General features: G+C 67.6%; 18 protein-coding genes and 2 tRNA genes. 12 read left to right on the top strand and 8 right to left on the bottom strand.

Going from position 1 to position 20,434, the window contains the following annotated elements; genetic code table 11:
* Window positions 1–311: 311 nt before the first annotated feature.
* Entirely contained in the window at window positions 312–1,193 is an 882-nt protein-coding gene (locus IB269_RS09575) for a LysR substrate-binding domain-containing protein (RefSeq protein WP_192367040.1), read from the bottom strand.
* 205 nt (window positions 1,194–1,398) lie between these two features.
* Here IB269_RS09575 and IB269_RS09570 point away from each other — a divergent pair, with 205 nt between their 5' ends.
* Together IB269_RS09570 and IB269_RS09565 are read left to right on the top strand one after the other, a co-directional pair.
* Window positions 1,399–2,922, top strand: coding sequence for an MFS transporter (locus tag IB269_RS09570; RefSeq protein WP_192367524.1), 1,524 nt, complete (start codon window positions 1,399–1,401; stop codon window positions 2,920–2,922).
* A gap of 39 nt (window positions 2,923–2,961) precedes the next feature.
* A complete protein-coding gene (locus IB269_RS09565) occupies window positions 2,962–3,363 on the top strand; it encodes a group II truncated hemoglobin (protein ID WP_034367729.1) in 402 nt (133 codons plus the stop codon).
* A gap of 80 nt (window positions 3,364–3,443) precedes the next feature.
* On the opposite strand, the gene IB269_RS09560 is transcribed toward IB269_RS09565, so the two are convergent.
* Complete coding sequence (locus tag IB269_RS09560) at window positions 3,444–4,865, bottom strand: NAD(P)/FAD-dependent oxidoreductase (RefSeq protein WP_012203944.1); 1,422 nt, start codon at window positions 4,863–4,865, stop codon at window positions 3,444–3,446.
* Between the two features lie 335 nt (window positions 4,866–5,200).
* On the opposite strand from IB269_RS09560, the gene IB269_RS09555 reads away from it, so the two are divergent.
* Window positions 5,201–5,599 (top strand): nuclear transport factor 2 family protein, encoded by a 399-nt coding sequence (locus IB269_RS09555; RefSeq protein ID WP_013803799.1) that lies wholly within the window; start codon window positions 5,201–5,203, stop codon window positions 5,597–5,599.
* A gap of 124 nt (window positions 5,600–5,723) precedes the next feature.
* The gene (locus IB269_RS09550) at window positions 5,724–7,166 is read left to right on the top strand and encodes an amino acid permease (RefSeq protein ID WP_012203946.1); all 1,443 of its coding nucleotides are present in this window, start codon (window positions 5,724–5,726) and stop codon (window positions 7,164–7,166) included.
* Between the two features lie 47 nt (window positions 7,167–7,213).
* Here the strand turns inward: IB269_RS09550 and IB269_RS09545 are convergent, their stop codons facing one another.
* Entirely contained in the window at window positions 7,214–8,743 is a 1,530-nt protein-coding gene (locus IB269_RS09545; RefSeq protein ID WP_192367039.1) for a PLP-dependent aminotransferase family protein, read from the bottom strand.
* Between the two features lie 182 nt (window positions 8,744–8,925).
* Between IB269_RS09545 and IB269_RS09540 the strand changes: the two genes are divergently transcribed.
* From IB269_RS09540 to greB, 3 genes are all read left to right on the top strand, one after another.
* Window positions 8,926–9,002: transfer RNA gene (locus tag IB269_RS09540), tRNA-Arg, on the top strand.
* A 168-nt stretch (window positions 9,003–9,170) separates the two neighbouring features.
* Window positions 9,171–9,247: transfer RNA gene (locus IB269_RS09535), tRNA-Arg, on the top strand.
* A gap of 130 nt (window positions 9,248–9,377) precedes the next feature.
* Complete coding sequence (gene greB, locus IB269_RS09530) at window positions 9,378–9,944, top strand: transcription elongation factor GreB (RefSeq protein ID WP_013803797.1); 567 nt, start codon at window positions 9,378–9,380, stop codon at window positions 9,942–9,944.
* A 4-nt stretch (window positions 9,945–9,948) separates the two neighbouring features.
* Here greB and IB269_RS09525 read toward each other — a convergent pair whose 3' ends face one another.
* Entirely contained in the window at window positions 9,949–11,298 is a 1,350-nt protein-coding gene (locus IB269_RS09525) for a lytic murein transglycosylase (RefSeq protein WP_192367038.1), read from the bottom strand.
* Window positions 11,299–11,384: 86 nt separating this feature from the next.
* On the opposite strand from IB269_RS09525, the gene IB269_RS09520 reads away from it, so the two are divergent.
* On the top strand, window positions 11,385–12,251 hold the full coding sequence (locus tag IB269_RS09520; RefSeq protein WP_192367037.1) for an NAD-dependent protein deacetylase: 867 nt from the start codon (window positions 11,385–11,387) through the stop codon (window positions 12,249–12,251).
* A gap of 27 nt (window positions 12,252–12,278) precedes the next feature.
* Here IB269_RS09520 and IB269_RS09515 read toward each other — a convergent pair whose 3' ends face one another.
* The 4 genes from IB269_RS09515 to IB269_RS09500 all read right to left on the bottom strand — a co-directional run bounded on the left by IB269_RS09515 (window position 12,279) and on the right by IB269_RS09500 (window position 16,437).
* Complete coding sequence (locus IB269_RS09515; protein ID WP_012203951.1) at window positions 12,279–14,546, bottom strand: RelA/SpoT family protein; 2,268 nt, start codon at window positions 14,544–14,546, stop codon at window positions 12,279–12,281.
* A gap of 101 nt (window positions 14,547–14,647) precedes the next feature.
* Window positions 14,648–14,851 carry a DNA-directed RNA polymerase subunit omega gene (gene rpoZ / locus IB269_RS09510; RefSeq protein WP_012203952.1) on the bottom strand — a complete coding sequence of 68 codons (204 nt, stop codon included), beginning with the start codon at window positions 14,849–14,851 and terminating at the stop codon, window positions 14,648–14,650.
* Between the two features lie 18 nt (window positions 14,852–14,869).
* Window positions 14,870–15,499 (bottom strand): guanylate kinase, encoded by a 630-nt coding sequence (gene gmk / locus IB269_RS09505; protein ID WP_013803794.1) that lies wholly within the window; start codon window positions 15,497–15,499, stop codon window positions 14,870–14,872.
* A 44-nt stretch (window positions 15,500–15,543) separates the two neighbouring features.
* Complete coding sequence (locus IB269_RS09500; RefSeq protein WP_063326985.1) at window positions 15,544–16,437, bottom strand: YicC/YloC family endoribonuclease; 894 nt, start codon at window positions 16,435–16,437, stop codon at window positions 15,544–15,546.
* Window positions 16,438–16,526: 89 nt separating this feature from the next.
* Here IB269_RS09500 and IB269_RS09495 point away from each other — a divergent pair, with 89 nt between their 5' ends.
* The 4 genes from IB269_RS09495 (at window position 16,527) to hemW (ending at window position 20,403) form a co-directional block, all read left to right on the top strand.
* Window positions 16,527–17,558, top strand: a complete 1,032-nt coding sequence (locus IB269_RS09495) for a serine/threonine protein kinase (RefSeq protein ID WP_012203955.1) — start codon at window positions 16,527–16,529, stop codon at window positions 17,556–17,558.
* A complete protein-coding gene (locus IB269_RS09490; protein ID WP_012203956.1) occupies window positions 17,555–18,460 on the top strand; it encodes a PP2C family protein-serine/threonine phosphatase in 906 nt (301 codons plus the stop codon). Before IB269_RS09495 ends, IB269_RS09490 begins: the two co-directional genes overlap by 4 nt.
* A gap of 99 nt (window positions 18,461–18,559) precedes the next feature.
* Entirely contained in the window at window positions 18,560–19,162 is a 603-nt protein-coding gene (gene rdgB, locus IB269_RS09485) for an RdgB/HAM1 family non-canonical purine NTP pyrophosphatase (RefSeq protein ID WP_192367036.1), read from the top strand.
* Window positions 19,159–20,403: a radical SAM family heme chaperone HemW gene (gene hemW / locus IB269_RS09480; protein WP_012203958.1), complete on the top strand. Its 1,245-nt coding sequence runs from the start codon at window positions 19,159–19,161 to the stop codon at window positions 20,401–20,403. The genes rdgB and hemW overlap by 4 nt, the downstream gene beginning before the upstream one ends.
* The last annotated feature ends 31 nt before the right edge of the window (window positions 20,404–20,434 follow it).

The raw sequence follows: 20,434 nt of genomic DNA, 5'->3' as shown, positions 1-20,434 counted from the left end.
GTCAGCGCCTGCGGCGTGGCGGTTGCGGGGTTGCAGTCCTGCCGAAGGACAGGACTGCTTCGTGATCTGACTCGCCGTGATGTTTGAACGTAGCGCGCAGCGCGAAGTGAGTTTCACGGCGAACCCCGCAACCGCCACGACGCAGGTTGCCCGCAGCGAAGCGGAGGGTCGCGGACATCCGGGTCGCCTTCTTTGATCTGACCTTTCTTGGCGAATCAAGAAAGGGCAGTCGGCCGCCGGGCCGAGACCCGGCCTCGAAAAACAACCACCCGGCAGGGGCAGAAACGAGCAACAGCAGAGGAAGGACGCGTTCAAGACTCCTTGAACAACCTCTCCCCCACAAAATCCACAAACGCCCTCACCTTAGGCGACAACTGCCGACTCGACGCCCACAACGCCGAAAACTGCCCCGTGTGCGTCAGGTCCTCCGCCAGCACCCGCTGCAGTTCGCCACGCCCCAGTGCATCCCGCGCCAGGAAGTCCGGCATATAGGCCAGCCCCATGCCTGCCACGGCCGCGCCCAGCATGGCTTCCATGTTGTTGCAGACCAGGGCGGCGGGCAGGTGGGGCGGCATGCCGGGCAGCACCCATTCCTCCAGCTTGCCGCTGCTCAGGAAGCGGTAGCGCAGGCAGCTGTGCTGTGCGATTTCGGCGGGGGATTGCGGTATGCCCCGTGCCGCCAGGTAGTCGGGCGAGCCGGCCAGGATGAAGCGGAACGGCCCCAGCCGGCGCGCGACCAGGCGCGAGTCGGCCAGTTCGCCGCTGCGGATGACCACGTCCAGGCCGGCCTCGACCACGTCCACCAGGTGGTCGTTGAAGTCCAGGTCCAGGTCAACCTCCGGGTACAGGGCCTGGAACTCGGGCAGCACGGGCAGCAGGAAGCGGTAGCCGATGGTGGGCAGGCTCACGCGCAGCCGTCCGCGCGGCGCCTCGGCGGCGGCCTGCATGGTGGCGCGCGCATCGTGCAGTTCATCCAGGATGCGGCGGCAGCGCTCGTGGAACAGCGCGCCTTCCTGCGTGAGGCGTACCTGGCGCGTGGTGCGCTGGAACAGGCGCAGGCCCAGTTGCTGTTCCAGCCGCGCCACGTTCTTGCCTACGGCCGAGGCCGAGATGCCCAGGGCGCGCCCGGCCTCGGCAAAGCTCAGCAGGTCGGCTGCACGCACAAAGGATTCGAGTCCGCTGAAGCTGTCCATGTCGATTGCCAACCTGGGGTTGGGAGTGTGGGGAGTCTGGCGCCTATTTTCACGGCATTGCAGCGCTTTTATCGTTCATGCATGCTTGGCCATGTGCGGCCGGGAAATTGCGAAAGCCTTGCCAACCATGTCCTCCTGCCTGACTTCTTCCCGCGCACCGGGTGCGCTCCACGGCACAGCGCGACCGCGTGCGTCCCCGGTCTGGGTGCTGTTGTCGGTGTGTCTTGCGGCGCTGGCGATGCCGCTGAGCTTTACCGGGCCGGCCGTGGCCCTGTCTGCGCTGCGCGAGGCGCTGGGCGGCGGGCCGCTGGCGCTCAACTGGGTGACGAATGCCTTCATGCTGAGCTTTGGCGCCACGCTGATGGCGGCCGGCGCGCTGGCCGATCTGCACGGGCGGCGGCGCGTTTTCCTGACCGGGCTTGGCGTGGTGCTGGCCAGTGCGCTGGCCCAGGCCTGCCTGGGCGGGCAGGGAGCCATTGTCGTGTTCAACCTGCTGCGTGCGCTGCAGGGCCTGGGCGCGGCGGCCGCGCTGGCGGGCGGCACGGCGGCGCTGGCCCAGGTGTTCGACGGGACGGCGCGCATGCGTGCCTTCAGTGGCGTGGGCACGTCGTTCGGCGTGGGCCTGGCCTTCGGGCCGTTGCTGTCGGGCTGGTTGCTGGGCGTGGCGGGCTGGCGCGGCGTGGTGCTTTGCGTGGCCGCCGTGGCGCTGGCCGCGCTGGTGCTGGGGCTGCGCTGTATGCCGGAGTCGCGCAATCCCAAGGCGCAGCGGCTGGACCGGGCCGGTGCGCTGCTGTTCACCGCAGCCCTGGCGCTGCTGACCTGGGGCGTGCTGCAGGGACCGGAGGCGGGCTGGTCCAGCGGGGCGGCGCTGCTGCCGCTGGCCGGTGCCGCGCTGGCGCTGGCGGCCTTTGTGGCCGTGGAGCGGCGCGTGCAGCAGCGCACGGGGCAGCCCATGCTGGACCTGTCGCTGTTTCGCTATCCGCGTTTCGTGGGCGTGCAGTTGCTGGCGGGTGCGCCGGCCTATGCCTTCGTGGTGCTGCTGGTGCTGCTGCCGGTGCGCTTCATCGGCGTGGAGGGCATGGCGCCGCTGCAGGCGGGGCAGCTGATGTTTGTGCTGTCCCTGCCCATGCTGTTCGTGCCGTTGCTGGCGGGCTGGCTCACGCGCTGGATCTCGGCCGCGCTGCTGTGCCTGGCGGGGTTGCTGGTATGCGCGGCGGGCCTGCTGTGGCTGGGCGGGTGCGCGCCGGGCACGGCCTTTGCGCAGATGGCGCCCCCGTTGCTGCTGATCGGCCTGGGCATCGGGCTGCCCTGGGGTTTGATGGATGGCCTGGCCGTGAGCGTGGTGCCCAGTGAGCGCGCCGGCATGGCCACGGGCATTTTCAGCACGGTGCGCGTGGCGGGCGAAGGCATGGCGCTGGCGCTGGTGGGCGCGGGGCTGGCCGCATTGCTGGCATGGCGTCTGTCGGCCCTGGCAGCTCAGGCGCCCCAGGCGGTGCATGCCACCGGCCGCGCGGCGCAGTTGCTGGTGACGGGGAACATCGCCGAGGCCATGGCCCTGCTGCCCGGCCTGTCTGCACCCGCCGTGCTGGCGGCCTATGGCCAGGCCTTTGGCATCTTGCTGGATGTGCTGGCGGGCATCACGGTGCTCACGGCGCTGGCGGTGTACGGGTTCCTGCGTGCCGGGGCCCCCACGGATACCGGTACGGGCACGGACATGGCACATGCCTGACAATCGCGGGTTTCACTCAGCCGCCAGCCGCTTTTCGCCATGTCAGAGGAATCCCAGAACAACGCCCCCCAGACCCCCTATGAATGGATCGGCGGCGAGCCCAGGGTGCAGGCCCTGGTGGACCGTTTCTACGATCTCATGGACCTGGAGCCCGGCTATGCCGAACTGCGTGCCGCCCACGGCAGCACGCTGGCCGATGCGCGCCAGAAGCTGTTCTGGTTCCTGTGCGGCTGGCTGGGCGGCCCGGACCATTACCAGGAGCGCTTCGGCCACCCGCGCCTGCGCATGCGCCACATGCCGTTTTCCATCGGCATCCTGGAACGCGACCAGTGGGTGGCCTGCATGGACCAGGCCATGGGCGAGACCGGCGTGCCCGAGGATTTGCGCGTGCGCCTCAAGGCCAGCTTCATGAACACGGCCGACTGGATGCGGAACCGGTAGCAGGTGGCTGCCCCCGGCGCTGCTGAAAAAAAGGGCCGGCCCCCTGCAGGAGGCCGGCCCAAGCAGCAATCGGTTGGGGTTCAGAGCTTTTCGTCGCGCATGTAGTACCAGTGGTACAGGAACCGCTGCCCCAACCGGCGAAACGGCGCAAACGCGGGCGAGCGCACCATGTTGAAGACGTTCGGATACTCCAGCTCCGAGTTGTAGATGGGCAGCTCGAAGGTCTTGCTCTGGCGCCCCGCGATGCGCTCGGCCATGCGCCGGCCCGCGTGGGCCGAGAAGGAGACGCCGTTGCCGCCATAGCCCACGGCGTAGAAGATGCTCTGGGCCGGGTCGGGCTGGAAGACGCGCGGCATCATGTCGTGGCTCACATCGACCCAGCCCCACCAGGAGTAGTCGATGGTGATGCCCTTGAGCGCCGGGAACTTGCGGTGCAGGCCGTCCACCAGCTTGGCCATGTGGATGGGGTTGGGCGCATCGGCACCCGTGACGGCGCTGCGGCTGCCGATCTGCACGCGGTTGTCGGGCAGGCGGCGGTAGTAAAAGCGCAGCGTGCGCGTGTCGGTGATGACCTGGGTGGTCTTGAAGCCCGTGGCCTCCAGTTCCTGCTCGGTCAGCGGCCGCGTGACCAGCGAGTTCGAGAGGATGGGCATGATCTTGGAGCGCAGGCTGCCATGCAGGGCGTTGCTGGTGTAGCCGCCCGTGGCAAAGCCCACGGCGCGCGCCCGCACGGTGCCGCCGGGCGTGCGCAGGTGGTGCACGCCGTTGCGCGTCTCGACGCCCAGCACCGGGCTGGCCGGGTGCACCTTGACGCCCAGCTCCCGCGCCTTGCGCAGGTAGCCGAAGGCCAGCTTGAGCGGGTGCACGCCGATGCCGTCGGGCTCGTGCATGGCGCCGTGGCTGTCGGCGTCGTTCACATAGTCGCGGCGCAGCTCCTCGGGGCTGAGCATGCGGGCGTCGTAGCCGAAGACCTCGCGCATGATCTGGGTCTCGTTGCGCAGGAAGTCGAGTTTCTTTTCGCGGTGGGCGATGTAGAGGTGGCCGCCGGGCTGGGGCTCGCACTCGGGGAATTCGGCCACCAGGTCCTTGAAGGTCTGGAAGCCCTCGCGGATCTCGGCGTCGAGCTTGAGCGCCACGTCCTTGCCCCAGCGCGCAATCCACTGCGAGCGGTACAGGCGCCCGCTGGCGTTCTGCCCCTGGCCGCCGTTGCGGCTGGTGCAGCCCCAGGCGGTCTGGTTGGCGTCCAGCACCACGGCGCGTATGCCGTGCTCGCGCGCCAGGAACAGGGCCGTGGCCAGGCCCGTGAAGCCCGAGCCGACGATGGCCACGTCCACGTCCATGTCGCCGGTGACGGGGCCGTCATCGTCTGGCGGGCGTCCCGCCGTGCCGACCCAGTAAGTGGGCGCATAGCCCGTGCCGTGGCCCGGGTTGGCGGCCACCAGCGGGTCGTACTGAGGGTCGTAGGGACGCAGGTGGCTGGGGCGGATGTCCTCGGCTTTCATGGCGGATGTCTCCTGGTGCGGCGGCTTGGGATCTGCCGCTTTTTGCTATGGATTCGGTGGAATGGGGCCAATGCCGGCGAGCCACGCAAGGCGGTGCGCCGACGATGGAATCAGCATAGCCAGCAGGCCATGGAGCCAGTTAGCGCCACAGCCCAGCTTTCGATAGAGCCAGTGGCGGCCGGTGCGCGCGCCTGGACCTAACGATTGATGGCATCTGGTTCTAACGGGTCCGTGTGCCTGCTACCTACCATGGCCCATCGACATTTCGATGACGCGGCGCGGCGGCCCTGCCCGGGGCCCGGCGCCGTGGTACCCACCACAGACAAGGAGACAGCATGAGCGCAGACACCAACCCTCCGGATGCCCAGTTCCTGGCCCGCTTCGCCGAGGCCTGGAACCGCCACGACATCGAGGCCCTGATGGGCTTCATGGCCGATGAGTGCGAGTTCCACGCCGTGGCCGGGCCCGATCTCATGGGCCGCAGCTTCGTCGGCCGCCAGGCGGTGCGCGAGGGCTTTCAGATGGCCTGGCAGGCCTTCCCCGATGCGGCCTGGCTCGATGGAGACCATTTCGTGCAGGGCGACCGTGGCGTGTCCGAGAGCACCTTCAAGGGCACCAAGGCCGACGGCCTGCGCGTGGAAGCGCGCATGGTGGATGTCTTCACCTTCAAGGACGGAAAGATCGCCGTGAAGAACGCCTTCCGCAAGGACCGCCCGCCGGTGGCGGCCGCCTGACGGCGCGGGGCCTTGCGGCCCCGTGCCACCGGGAACACCGGATACGCCACGGCAAGGCGCGCACCTGCGCAGCCACCACAACAGAGCATCAGCCGTGGCGCCTGAACGCAACAGGAGACAAGACATGATCGGACATCAGCAAGCCTCTTCGCCGGGGCTTTCACACGGGCTCAAACAGCGGCACATGACCATGATCGCCCTGGGCGGCGTCATCGGCGCCGGGCTGTTCGTGGGCAGCGGCGTGGTCATCAAGTCGGCCGGGCCGGCCGCGATTCTTTCCTTCCTCATCACGGGCCTGCTCGTGGTGCTGGTCATGCGCATGCTGGGCGAGCTGGCCTGCTCCATGCCCGGCGGAGGGTCCTTCTACGAATATGCGCGAGAGGCCTGGCGCGACCGCCCCGGCGTGGGCCGGCTGGCAGGCTTTCTGACGGGCTGGATGTACTGGTACTTCTGGGTCATCGTCGTGGCGCTGGAGGCCGTGGCCGGTGCCGACCTGGTGCGCTACTGGCTGCCCGATGTCCCCAACTGGAGCATCAGCCTGGTGCTGCTGGTGATGCTGACGCTGACCAACCTGGTCTCGGTGAAGTCCTTTGGCGAGTTCGAATTCTGGTTCGCCTCCATCAAGGTGGCGGCCATCGTGGTCTTCCTGTTCGTGGCCGGCGTCTACGTGCTGGGCCTGACGCCTGCGTCGCAGGGCATGCACTTCGGCAACCTCACCGGCAATGGCGGCTTCATGCCCAACGGCATCGTGCCGGTGTTGACCGGGGCCGTGGCGGCCACGGGCTTTTACTTCGGTGCCGAAATCGTGACCATTGCGGCGGCTGAAACTGCCGAGCCGCAGAAGGCCGTGGCCAAGGCCACCAGCTCGGTGATCACGCGCGTGCTGGTGTTCTATGTGGGCTCCATCTTCCTGGTGGCCTGCCTGGTGCCCTGGAATGCGGTTGGCATCGCCACGCCGTATGTGAGCGCACTGAACACCATGGGCGTGCCCGCTGCCGCGCAGATCATGAACGCCATCGTGCTGACGGCCGTGCTGTCGGCGCTGAACTCGGGGCTATATGCATCCTCGCGCATGCTGTTCGCGCTGACGCGGCGCGGCGATGCGCCCCAGGCGCTGGCCAAGGTCAGCCGCAATGGCGTGCCCACGCGCGCCATCCTGGTGGCCACGGTATTCGGCTACGGCGCCGTGGTGATGTCCTATGTGTCGCCCGACAAGGTGTTTGCCTTCCTGGTCAATTCCTACGGCACGGTGGCGATCTTCGTCTACATCCTGATCGCCATCTCGCAGCTGCGCCTGCGCTCCCGCCTGGAGCGCGAGGCGCCGCACCTGCTCAAGGTGCGCATGTGGTGCTATCCGTACCTGACCTGGTTCGCCATCTTCGGCATGCTGTCCATCGTCATCGCCATGGCCTTCATCCCCGAGCAGCGCACACCGCTGGCGCTGGGCGTGGCCAGCCTGTGCATCCTGCTGCTGGCCTATGGCGTGCGGCAGTTCCTGCAGCGTGGCGTGGCGCCGGTGGTGTCCTCGCTGTCCGAGGCCGCGCAGCCCGAGCCGCAGAAGTACTGACCCAGGGGCGACGGGACCGGCAGGGCCGGTCCCGGCCACTCCTCGCGTTACTTCTCGGACTGCTCCTCACGGATCGCATCGGCCAGGGCCTTCACGCCCTGGCCGATGTCGTTGGCGGGTATGGACTGGTAGCCCATGCGCATGTAGCTGCCGGGCGTGCCCGGGCGGGCGAAGAACACATCGCCGGGCTCGATGAGCACGCCGTGCGCTGCGGCGCGCTGCGCCAGGGCTTCGACAGGAATGTGGTCGGGCAACTGCACCCAGCACGAGCCGCCGCCGCGCACGGGCGTGATGCGGCAGCCGGGGGCATGCTCGGCCATGGCGGCCGTCAGCGCCGCGTGCCGCTCCTTCTGCGCCTGGGCCAGGCGCCGCTGCTGGGCCTCGTAATGGCCCAGGGAGATGAACATGGCCAGCGTGCGCTGCACGAAGGTGGCAGGGTGGCGGATCATGAGCCGGCGCAGCGCGCGCAGTTCGCGGATCAGCTCGGGCGCAGCCACGATGTAGCCCACGCGCAGACCCGGCGCCAGGCTCTTGGACAGGCTGCCCACGTAGATCACGCGGTTGCTGCGGTCCAGGCTCTTGAGCGCCGGAATGGGCTGGCCGTCGAAGCTGCTCTCGCTCTCGTAGTCGTCCTCGATGAGGATGATGTCGTGCGCCTCGGCCATCTCCAGCAGCGCCTCGCGCCGCGCCAGCGGCATGGTCACGCCCGTGGGGCATTGGTGGCTGGGCGTCACGTAGAGGTAGTCGAGCTGGCGCAGCAGCGGCGTGACCGGCAGGCCCTGGCCGTCCACCGGCAGCGGGATGACCTGGGAGGTGCGGCTGCTGAAGATGTTGCGCGCGTCGGGGTAGCCGGGCTCCTCGATGCCCACGGCCGTGCCCTCGCGCATCAGCAGGTCTGCCACCATGTAGAGGGCGTGCTGCGCACCCACGGTAATGATCAGCTCGTCGGCCGAGGCCCAGACGCCGCGGCGCGGCAGGATCTTGGTCTGCACCTGCTGGATCAGCATCTCGTCGTCGCGCGCGATCTGGTCGGGCGCCCACTGGCGTATGTCCAGCACGCCCAGGGCCTTGAGGCAGCATTCGCGCCAGGCGGCCGTGGGAAACAGCTCCTTGTCGAACTGGCCGTACAGGAAGGGATAGGGGTAGCGCTGCCAGTCCTCTTCCTTGACGATGCTGCGCTGCTGGCTGGGCAGCAGCCACAGGCGCCGCGACCAGTCGGTGCGGCGGCCTTCGCCAGGGGTGCTGCTGGCCGCAGCGCCGCCCGGCGTGCGCCCCTTGAGTACGTCGGGATGGATGAAGTGGCCCTTGCGCTGGCGGCTCAGCAAAAAGGCTTCCTCGGCCAGCTGCTGGTAGGCCAGCACGACGGTGATGCGTGCCACGCCCAGGTGGCGCGCCAGCTCGCGGCTGGAGGGAATGGATTCGCCGGGTGCGAGGATGCCCGAGAGGATGGCATCGACCAGCATCTCGCGGATCTGGCCCTGCAGGCTCAGGGAGGGGCGGGCGCTGCGGCGAAACAGCTGCCCCCACATGGCGCCCTCGGGCGGTTGCGGCTGCGTGGCCGCGCGCTTGTCTGTCATGTCTTGTCGTTCCCGCCGCTGCGGCGGGCCGCTCGCTGTGTTTGTCTCCCGCGCAGGTGCAGGGCAGGGCCTGCATCCGCGACCGGCCAATATAGGCCAGCCCGCGCGCCACGGGGCCCGGAGTTTGCGATGGTTGCAATTTTTGCGGAGAGGCAGGAAATTGATATACAATAGTTGTCTTGGCGGCTGTAGCTCAGCTGGATAGAGTACTTGGCTACGAACCAAGGGGTCGTGGGTTCGATTCCTGCCAGCCGCACCAAAACGACAAGCCTCAGAACTGCAAAGTTCTGAGGCTTTTTCGTTTCAGGCGCCCGCACAGGCCCGCACAGAGGCCGTGGCAATGGTTCAGGCGCTGGCAACGGTTATTTTTCGATATTTTCATGGTTTTCCGTAAGCGTTCAAAAAGCACGCTATAATTCGAAGCTTGGCGGCTGTAGCTCAGCTGGATAGAGTACTTGGCTACGAACCAAGGGGTCGTGGGTTCGATTCCTGCCAGCCGCACCAAAACGACAAGCCTCAGAACTGCAAAGTTCTGAGGCTTTTTCGTTTGTGCCGCAGTTTGTGCCGCCGTTGGTGTCGAGGTTTGTTCGGCGTCTTCGCCTGCTGCGGTGATCTGTGTGAAGATCGGCTCCCTATGAGCAAGGCTTTCACCAAGGAATCCGACGGCGACGACGATGATGAAGTCGGCCTGCCGCCCTTGCCGCCGGGCGGCAAGAACTACATCACGCCCCAGGGCTTCGCGCGGCTGAAGACGGAGCTGCTGGACCTGATCGACAACGAGCGTCCGCGCATCGTGGAGATCGTGCACTGGGCGGCCAGCAATGGCGACCGCTCCGAGAACGGCGACTATCTCTACGGCAAGAAGCGCCTGCGTGAGATCGACCGGCGCATCCGCTTTCTGACCAAGCGGCTGGAGATCGCCGAGGTGGTCGATCCCTCCGTGCATGCCGGCAGCGAGCAGATCTACTTCGGCGCCACCGTCACCTATGTCGATGACGAGGGCGAGGAGCGCACCATCACCATCATGGGCATCGACGAGGCCGACAGCGCACGCCAGCAGGTCAGCTGGATCGCGCCCGTCTCTCGCGCCCTGCTCAAGGCCCGTGTGGGCGACGAGGTGGCCCTGCCCACACCCGCAGGTGTGCGCACGCTGGAAGTGCTGGAAGTCACCTACCCGGAGCCGGGCAGCGCCGCCGGGTGAGCGTTCAGGGCTGCAGTTTCTGCAGCAGCTCCAGCGTGGGATAGCCGTCGGCCACCAGGCCCTGGCTTTGCTGGAACTGGCGCAGGCCCGCGCGTGTGGCCGGGCCCATCACGCCATCGGCCGTCCCGGCCGAAAATCCCCGTTCGTTGAGCGCGGCCTGCAAGGCGCGCAACTGCTCGCGCGACAGCGGTGCCAGATCGCGCGGCCAGGCCGCCTGCACGCCCGGGCCGCCGGCCAGTTGCTGCGACAGCAGGCCCACGCCCAACGCGTAATTCACGGAGTTGTTGTAGCGCAGGATGGTGCGGAAGTTGGCACCCACCATGAAGGCCGGCCCGCGCGCGCCGGCCGGTGCGATCACGCTGGCATCGGCCATGGAGGGCAGGGCGGAGCCGTACACGGCCTGCACGCCCTCGGCCGCCCATTGCGCGCTGTCCTGGCGCACGCTGGTCTCGGCGCGTGCATGGTCAAAGCCTGCCGGCAGGCGCACTTCCACGCCCCAGGGCTCGCCCGTCTTCCAGCCCGAATGGGCCAGGTAGTTCGCCGTGGAGGCCGTCACATCGGGCAGACTGCCCCAGATGTCGCGGCGGCCGTCGCCATCGGCATCCACCGCATAGGCCAGGAACACGGAGGGCAGGAATTGCGTGTGGCCCATGGCACCCGCCCAGGAGCCGATCATGTGGGCTGCATCGATATCGCCGTTGTCGATGATGCGCAGGGCTGCAAGCAGCTCCTTTTGCGCCCAGGCGGCGCGCCGGCCGTCGAAGGCCAGCGTGGCCAGCGCATCGACCGTGGGGAAGTTGCCGAAGTTGCCGCCGAAATTGCTTTCCATGCCCCAGATGGCGGCGATCACCTCGGCCGGCACGCCATAGCGCTGGCTGGCCGACTGCAGCGGTGCAGCCGCTTCGCGCAGCTTGGCGCGGCCCTGGGCAATGCGCTGGGCCGATACGGCGCTGTCCAGGTACTGCCAGGGCGTGCGCGTGAATTCAGGCTGCGAGCGGTCCAGCTGCACCGCGCGGCGCTGCAGCCGGGCAGGCTCCAGTGCGCTGCGCACGGTTTTCTCCGAGATGCCGGCGTCCAGCGCCTTGCGCGCGAAATCCCGCTTCCACGCTTCGAAGCTGGTGGCTTCGGCCTGCTGGGCGGCATCCGGCGCGGTGGCCGGTTCGGGCTGCACGGGCGCGACAGGCGCCGTGGGGGCGGGCATGGAGGGCGGCACCGTGACTGGCGCAGGCGCCGGCCGGGACGCGCAGCCGGCCAGCAGCACGGCGGCCAGGGCGGTGGCCAGGGCGGCACGGTTGAGCGCGGCGGGATGGCGGGCGGTGGGAAAGGCGTGGGCGGTGGCGTGTGCGTGAGGCATCCGGCCATTGTCTCCGCTGCGTCCCGGCTCGGAGTGCAACACGGTGTTTCTGCATTGGGCGTGCGGGGCCGCTATGCTGTGCGGCCATGACCGCCATCGCTCCGCCGCCATCACCGTCCCCGGTTCTGCACGATGCCGCGCTGGCCCTGCGCGCCTTGCTGCCGCCCGGCCGGCGCTGGCTGGTGCTGACGGGCGCGGGCTGCAGCACGGGCTCCGGCATTCCGGACTACCGGGATCTGGAGGGGCAATGGAAGCGCCCCCAGCCAGTGACGCTGCAGGCCTTTATGGGCAGCCATGCCACGCGCCAGCGCTATTGGGCGCGCAGCCTGCTGGGCTGGCCCGTGATGGCGCAGGCCAGGCCCGGCCAGGCCCACGCGGCACTGGCGCAGTTGCAGCAGCGCGGATGGATCGAAGGCCTGGTCACCCAGAATGTGGACGGCCTGCACACGGCCGCGGGCAGCGATGGCGTCATCGACCTGCACGGCCGCATCGCCGCCGTGCGCTGCATGGGCTGCGGCACCGGCATGGAGCGCGCCGTGCTGCAGGCCATGCTGCTGGAGCGCAATCCCGGCTGGGCCGGCCTGAGCGCCCAGGCCGCGCCCGACGGCGATGCCGATCTGGAGGGGCGCGACTTCAGCCGCTTCGACGTGCCGGCCTGCCCGCACTGCGGCGGCGTGCTCAAGCCCGATGTGGTGTTCTACGGGGAAGGTGTGCCCAGCCAGCGGGTGCAGGCCGTGCGCGCCATGCTGCAGCAGGCCGGCGGGCTGCTGGTCGCCGGTTCTTCGCTGATGGTGTATTCAGGCCTGCGCTTCGTGCATGAGGCCGTGGCCCAGGGCAAGCCGGTGGCCGCCATCAACCAGGGCCGCATGCGCTCCGAGGATTTGCTGGCCCTCAAGATCGAGCAGGACTGCGGCCCGTTTCTGCAGCAGCTGGCCCAGGACCTGGAGCAATGAAAAAGCCCCGCAGGAGCGGGGCAGTGTTCAGGGGATGACGCGCGATGCGCGCACCACCGAGTGCACGCGGCGCAGGTTGCGCAGCGCGGACTCCACCTGCTGGTTGTCGTGCACCGAGATCACGAAGCACAGGTCCGTGGTGCTCATGGCGGCCTCGTCGGCCATGTCCACGCGCAGGATGTCCACCTCGGCACCGGCCAGCTCGGCCGCCACGCGCGCGAGCACGCCCTTGCCGTTGTTGACGGTGACCACGATGCGTGCCTCGAACAGGCGCGCGGCATCCATGTCATCGGCCCACTCGACCACGATGAAGCGGTCCCTGTCCTTTTCCTGCAGGCGCTGCGCGATCTTGCACTGCGCATGGTGGACGATCAGGCCTTCGCCGCTGCCCAGGTAGCCCACGATGGGGTCGCCCGGCACGGGGCGGCAGCATTGCGCGTAGTGGATGGAGCCCTGGTTGGAGCCGTCCAGCAGCACGGCGCCCTGGAAGGGGCGGTTGCTGGAGTTGAAGCGTTCGCGTGTGAGCAGCAGGGCGTCGGGCCGGTGGCCGTGGCGCGCCATCAGCGCCGTCAGGCGCGAGGCCACCAGCGACGCAATGCGCCGGCCCATGCCGATGTCCACCATCAGGTCGGCGCGGCTGCGGCTGCCGGCCATGCGCAGCACCTCGTCCCACAGTGCCTGGTTGGCCTCGTCGGCCGGCGGCACGGCATCCATGCCTTCGGCACGCATGGCCTGGGCCAGCAGGTTCTCGCCCAGGCGGGCCGATTCGCTTTGCGCGGCCGACTTCAGGTAGTGGCGGATCTTGGAGCGCGCGCGGCCCGTCTTCACGAAGCCCAGCCAGGCCGGGTTGGGCGTGGCGTCCTCGGAGGTGACGATCTGCACCACGTCGCCGCTCTTGAGTTCGGTGCGCAGCGGCACTTCCTCGTTGTTGATCCGGGCGGCCGTCATGTGGTTGCCGACCTTGCTGTGGATGGCGTAGGCGAAGTCCACCACGGTGGCGCCCCGCGGCATGGCCATGATCTCGCTCTTGGGCGTGAACACGTAGACGGCGTCGGGGAACAGGTCCACCTTGACGTGGTCCCAGAACTCGGCCGCATCGCGCGTCTCGTTCTGGATGTCCAGCAGCGACTGCAGCCACTGCGTGCCCAACTGCTCGGAATCGTGGCCGGGCTGGGCCTTGTACAGCCAGTGCGCGGCGACGCCGGCTTCGGCGACGATGTGCATTTCCTCGGTGCGGATCTGGAACTCGATGTTCACGCCCGAGGGGCCCACCAGCGTGGTGTGCAGCGACTGGTAGCCATTGTTCTTGGCAATGGCGATGTAGTCCTTGAAGCGGCCCGGCATGGGCTTGTACATCTGGTGCAGCACGCCCAGCGCGGTGTAGCAGTCGATCACGCGCGGCAGGATGACGCGAAATCCGTAGACGTCCGTCACCTTGGCAAAGCTCAGCTGGTTCTTCTCCATGCGCAGATAGAGCGAATACAGCGTGCTTTCGCGCCCGGCCAGGCGTGCCTGCAGGCCTGCGCCGGCGAACTCCGCATTGACCTCGTCCTGCACGCGCTGGACCAGGTCGCGGCGGCGCTTGCGCGAGCGGGCGATGGCCTTTTCCAGCGTGGCATAGCGCCAGGGGTGCAGGTGACGGAAGGCCAGATCCTGCAGCTCGCGGTAGGTCTGGTTCAGGCCCAGGCGGTGGGCGATGGGTGCGTAGATCTCCAACGTCTCCGACGAGATGCGGCCCCACTTGTTGCGCGGCATGTCGCCCATGGTGCGCATGTTGTGGGTGCGGTCGGCCAGCTTGATCAGGATGACGCGCACATCGCGCGCCATGGCCAGCAGCATCTTGCGGAAGGACTCGGCCTGGTTTTCCTCACGCGTGTTGAACTGCAGCTTGTCCAGCTTGGTGAGGCCGTCGACCAGCTCGGCCACGTCCTGGCCGAAGCGCTGGGCGAGGTCCGCCTTGGTGACGCCGCAGTCTTCCATCGCATCGTGCAGCAGCGCGGCCATCAGGGCCGGGGCGTCGAGCTTCCAGCTCGCGCACAGCGCGGTGACGGCAATGGGATGGGTGATGTAGGGTTCGCCGCTGCTGCGCCACTGGTCGCTGTGGGCCAGGTCGGCAAAGGCATAGGCTTCGCGCACCTGCTCGATGCTGGTGGCATCCAGGTAACCCAGGTGCTCCATCAGTCCGGCAAAGGCATTGGCCGACACGCTCGCTGCCTGCTCTGCAGACATGCGCTCGGGCCGGGGTGTCGGTACGGGATCAGAGGGGGCTGTGAACGAAGTCAAGGCCGCTTTCATGACTTAAATGTAGCGTGCATGCGGGTTTGTGCAGGCTTCATGTAAAAAAAGCACCGCTGTGCGGTGCTCTTTGTGGGGCCATTGTGTTGCTTTGCAGCAAATCAGCCCGGAACCTTCTTCAGCATCTCCAGGCCGACCTTGCCTTCGGCGATCTCGCGCAGGGCGGTGACACCGGGCTTGTTCTTGGTTTCGATCCTGGGCGTGTGGCCCTGGCTCAGCATGCGGGCGCGGTAAGTGGCGGCCAACACGAGCTGGAAGCGGTTAGGGATCTGCTCCAGGCAGTCTTCAACAGTGATGCGTGCCATCAGGATCTCCGGGAAACGTCAGTTGGGTACAGAAATATTGAGAGACTCGAAGGTCTCTGCTCGGCGGCTGCGCTGAGCCGCATACTTGAGGCGCTGGGCGTGGATGATCGTCTTGAGATCAAACAGTGCGCTCTCGAACAATTCGTTGATTATAACGAAGTCGAATTTCGCCACCTGGGCCATCTCCTCGGCCGCGTTCGTCAGGCGCAGCTCGATCACCTCGGGCGCGTCCTCGCCCCGGTTTTCCAGGCGTGCGCGAAGCTCGTCCCAGCTGGGCGGCAGGATGAAGATCAGAACGGCGTTCGGAAACGCTTCCTTGACCTGCAGCGCGCCCTGGTAGTCGATCTCCAGCAGCACGTCGGTGCCGACCTGGATGCGCTCTTCCAGCGCCTTCTTGGCCGTGCCGTAGCGGCGGCTGTGCACATTCGCCCATTCGACGAAGGCGTTGTTCGACACCATGGTGTCGAATTCCTGGTCGGAGACGAAGTAGTACTCGCGGCCGTGCTTTTCCTGGCCACGCGGCGCGCGGGTGGTGTGGGAGACGGAGGGCGAGACGCGCGCATCGAACTCGCGCAGGGCTCGCACCAGGCTGGACTTGCCGGCCCCGCTGGGGGCCGAGACGACAAAGAGGTTTCCGGGGTAATCCATGGATTTGTGCGCAGTTTGGTTACGCATGGGCATCTGTGATGGGCTTATTCGATGTTCTGCACCTGCTCGCGCATCTGCTCGATCAGCACCTTCATGTCCACGCTGATGCGGGTCAGCTCCAGCGTGGCGGACTTGGAGCCCAGCGTGTTGGCTTCGCGGTGCAGTTCCTGGATCAGGAAATCCAGGCGCTTGCCGATCTCGCCGCCCTTCTTGAGCAGGCTCTGGATCTCGTCCAGGTGCGAGTCCAGGCGGGTGACTTCTTCCGCCACGTCGATGCGGATGGCAAAGGCCGTGGCCTCGGTCAGGGCGCGGTCCTGGGCGGCTTCGGGCGCCACGGCGCCTTCGGCCAGGGCCATCGCTTCCTTCCAGCGCTCCATGAAGCGCAGGCGCTGCTGCTCCACAAGCTGGGGCACCAGGGGCGTGGCGTCTGCCGCGAGCTTGCGCAGCTGGGCGATGCGGTCCAGCAGCATGGTGGCCAGGCGCTTGCCTTCGCGGGCGCGGGCCTCCAGCAGTTCGGTCAGGGCCTGCTCTGCCAGCGTGGGCAGCACGCTGCTCCAGTCGATGGCCGAGTTGGCGCCGCCGCTGGCCAGGCGCAGTGCGTCGGAGACGGACAGGCTGCGAGCGTCGGGCAGCCATGACTGGACGGTGTCCTGGAGCATGGCCAGGCGCTGCAGCATGGCGGTGGAGGGGTCGGGCAGGGAGTTGCCGTCGTCGTTGTCGATGGCGGCGCGCACTTCGACCTTGCCGCGCTTGAGGCGGGCGGTCAGAAGGGCCCGCAGGGCCGGCTCATGGGCGCGCAACTCGTCGGGCAGGCGGAACGAAAGATCCAGGAAGCGGCTGTTGACCGAGCGGATCTCCAGACCGAGCCGGCTGTTGCGGCCCGACGCTCCACCATCTTCTGCGGACGCGCCGTGCTGGGCACTGGCGTATCCGGTCATGCTGTAAACTGGCATTGGACTTTTGATGGATGCTTGCAATTGCCCGATTATCCGGGTTTCGCCTCATCCCTGAGACTCACCGGAGAAAAATGTCTTCCAAGATCAAGCCGGCGCCATTGCCGCCAGGCAGCACGATCGGCGGCTATCGGGTGGTGCGCAGGCTTGCTTCCGGCGGTTTCGGCGTCGTTTACCTGGCCTTGGATGCAGAGGGCAAGCAGGTTGCGATCAAGGAATACCTGCCCGCATCGCTGGCCACCCGTGCCCCCGGAGAGTTGCAGCCCGCCGTGGCTCCCGAAAAGCTTTCACTGTACCGCCTGGGCCTCAAGAGCTTCTTCGAGGAAGGGCGTTCCCTTGCACAGATCTCGCACGCTTCCGTGGTCAGCGTGCTCAATTTCTTTCGCGAGAACGAAACCGTCTACATGGTGATGAACTACCTGGAGGGTGCCACCCTGCAGGACTTCGTTGTCACCGCGCGCGAGCTCAAGGCCGAGAAGGTGTTCCGCGAATCGACCATCCGCTCGCTGTTCGACGAGGTGCTGCGCGGCCTGCGCATCGTCCATCAGCACAAGATGCTGCACCTGGACATAAAGCCGGCCAACATCTTCATCACCAATGATGACCGCGCCGTGATGATCGACTTCGGCGCGGCGCGCGAGGTGCTGTCCAAGGAAGGCAACTTCATCCGCCCCATGTACACGCCGGGCTTTGCCGCGCCCGAGATGTACCGCCGCGATGCGTCGCTCGGCCCCTGGACCGACATCTACGCGATTGGCGCCTGCATCTATGCCTGCATGCAGGGCTTTCCGCCCAACGAGGCGCCGCAGCGCCAGGACAAGGACCGGCTCACGCTGGCGCTGACCAAGCTGCGCGGCGTGTACTCGGACAACCTCATCGAAGTCGTCGAGTGGTGCATGGCCATGGACCCCGGTTCGCGCCCGCAGTCGGTGTTTGCGCTGCAAAAGGAATTGAGCCGCGAGGGTGAGCGCCGCTACACCAAGCTCAGTGTCTCCGAGCGCATGCGCCTGCAACTGGACACGCTGGTGACCGACGCCAAGAAGAACATGCAGAAGATCAGCGGCGCGGCAGGCCTGCCGGCCGTCGGCCAGGAGCGCAAGCCATGAGGTTTTCGGTATTTCAGCTGAGCCGCCGCGGCGGCCGGGCGCTCAATGAAGACCGCATGGGCTACTGCTACACGCGGGAGGCCGTGCTCTTCGTGCTGGCCGACGGCATGGGCGGCCATCCCGAAGGCGAGGTCGCCGCGCAGCTGGCGCTGCAGGTGATGTCCGTGCATTTCCAGCGCCAGGCCAAGCCGCTGCTGGACGATCCGCAGGGCTTTCTGGTCGATGCGCTGCTGCACGCGCACCGGCAGATCCTGCGCTACGCCAGCGCCAAGGGCATGATCGATACGCCGCGCACCACGCTGGTGGCGGCCGTCATCCAGAAGGGCAAGATCACCTGGATCCACTGCGGCGACTCGCGCCTGTACCTGGTGCGCGGTGGCGAGCTGCTGGTGCGCACGCGCGACCACTCCTATCTGGAGATGGGCGAGATCGCCGCGCAGCTCAAGACATCCAGCCGCAATGTGCTGTTCACCTGCCTGGGCTCGCCGTCCAAGCCCATCTACGACGTGACCGAGCCGCGCCGGCTGGAGCAGGGCGACAAGCTGCTCCTGTGCTCCGACGGCCTGTGGGGCAGCGTGGACGAAGGGCACCTGATGCGCACCCTGCACGGCCGCACCGTGTCCCAGGCCATCCCCCAGCTGGTGGAAACGGCGCTGCGCAACGCGGGCGATGCCAGCGACAACGTCACGGCCATCGCCATGGAGTGGGAGACGCCCGACGCCTTCGAGTCCACCATGGGCATCTCCACCCAGGACATCGAGAACGACGCGTTTGAATCCACGATCCAGGGGGGGCCAATCGAAGACCTGGAAGATGAGCTGGATGACGCCGCCATCGAGCGCTCCATCGCCGAGATCAACGAGGCGATACGCCGCTCGGCCGAGCGCCAGTTCAAGCGCTGAAAGCCGCTGCCGGCCCGCAGCAGCGGTGCCGGTGGCGCGCATGGACTACCGAACCTATTGACGACAAAGGGCGCACGGGCGCCCGACTGGATTTCTACGATGAAGATTGTGTTGGCCTCCAACAACCGCGGCAAGCTCGCCGAGCTGCAAGCCATGTTCGCCCCGCTGGGCGTTGAACTGATTCGCCAGGGCGACCTGTTCGACGGCGAGGCGCCCGAGCCGCATTGCACCTTCGTGGAGAACGCGCTGTCCAAGGCCCGCTTCGCGGCCGAGCGCACGGGCCTGCCCGCCATTGCCGACGACGCCGGCATGTGCGTCTCGCACTTCGGCGGCCTGCCGGGCGTGGACACGGCCTACTACTGCACGCAGTTCGGCTACGAGAAAAGCGACGACAACAACGTGCGCGCCCTGCTGGAGCAGATGCAGGGCGTGGCCGACCGCCGCGCCGCCATGGTCAGCACCCTGGTGGGCGTGCGCAGCGCCAGGGACCCCGAGCCGCTGATCGCCATGGGCCGTGTGCTCGGCGAGATCACCACCGAGCGCCGTGGCACGCAGGGCTTCGGCTTCGACCCCGTGATGTACATCCCCGAGCTGGGCCAGACCTTTGCCGAGATGGACCCGGCCGTGAAGCACGCGCACAGCCACCGCGGCCGCGCCACGCTGCAGATGATTGAACTCGTGCGCGAGCGCTGGGTGCGATGATTCCCATCCAGCCCCAGGATTCGGCCTCCGGCGCCCAGGCCGCCGTGCAGCGCGACATCCAGCACTACATGCGCCCCGGCACGCTGCAGCTGGGCAGCCTGCCGCCGCTGTCGCTGTATGTGCACCTGCCCTGGTGCATTCGCAAGTGCCCGTACTGCGACTTCAACTCGCACGAGCATGGCCGCGACGGCCCCGAGCTGCCCGAAGACCGCTACATCGACGCCCTGGTCGCCGACCTGGAGAGCGCGCTGCCGCTGATCTGGGGCCGCACCGTGCACAGCATCTTCATCGGCGGCGGCACGCCCAGCCTGTTCGCGCCCGAGTCCATCGACCGGCTGCTGGCCGCCATCCGCGCGCGCCTGCGCATGGAGGCCGACTGCGAGATCACCATGGAGGCCAACCCCGGCACCTTCGAGACCGACCGCTTCCGCGCCTTCCGCGCGGCCGGTGTCACGCGGCTGTCCATTGGCGTGCAGAGCTTTGACGACCGCCTGCTGCAGGCCGTGGGCCGCGTGCACGACGGCGCCCAGGCGCGTGCGGCCGTGCGCGAGGCGGCCGACAGCTTCGAGACCTTCAACATCGACCTGATGTACGCGCTGCCCGGCCAGACCGAACTGGACCTGGCGCGGGACCTGGACGTGGCCATGTCCTTTGCCCCGCCGCACCTGTCGGTCTATCACCTGACCATCGAGCCCAATACGTATTTCGCCAAGTTTCCGCCTGCCATCCCCGAGGACGACCTGGCCTACGACATGCTGGACCGCATCACCGCGCGCACCGCTGCCGCGGGCATGCAGCGCTACGAGATCTCGGCCTATGCGCGTGAGGGCCACCAGTGCTGGCACAACCGCAACTACTGGCAGTTCGGCGACTACCTGGGCATAGGCGCGGGCGCGCACAGCAAGCTCAGCTTTGCGCACCGCATCGTGCGCCAGGTGCGCTTTCGCGATCCCGCGCGCTACATGGACCAGGCCCTGGCCGGCGCGCCGCTGGCGCAGGACGGCGAGGTGCGCCGTGCCGACCTGCCCTTCGAGTACATGCTCAACGCGCTGCGCCTGCGCGAAGGCTTTGCGCTGCAGGACTTCATGGAGCGCACGGGCCTGCCGCTGTCGTCCATCGCCAAGGGGCTGGACGCCGCACAGGCCAAGGGCTTGATCACGCGCGACCTGGGGCGGGTGGTGCCCACGGAGCGGGGCTTTGACTTCCTCAGCGATCTGCAGGAGCTGTTCCTAGCGGAGTGAGCAGGCCAACGACCATTGAAAAAGGACGCCT

The organism is Delftia sp. DLF01, assembly GCF_014852125.1.
GTDB lineage: Bacteria > Pseudomonadota > Gammaproteobacteria > Burkholderiales > Burkholderiaceae_C > Comamonas > Comamonas acidovorans.
This window is presented reverse-complemented; position numbering and strand designations above follow the sequence as displayed.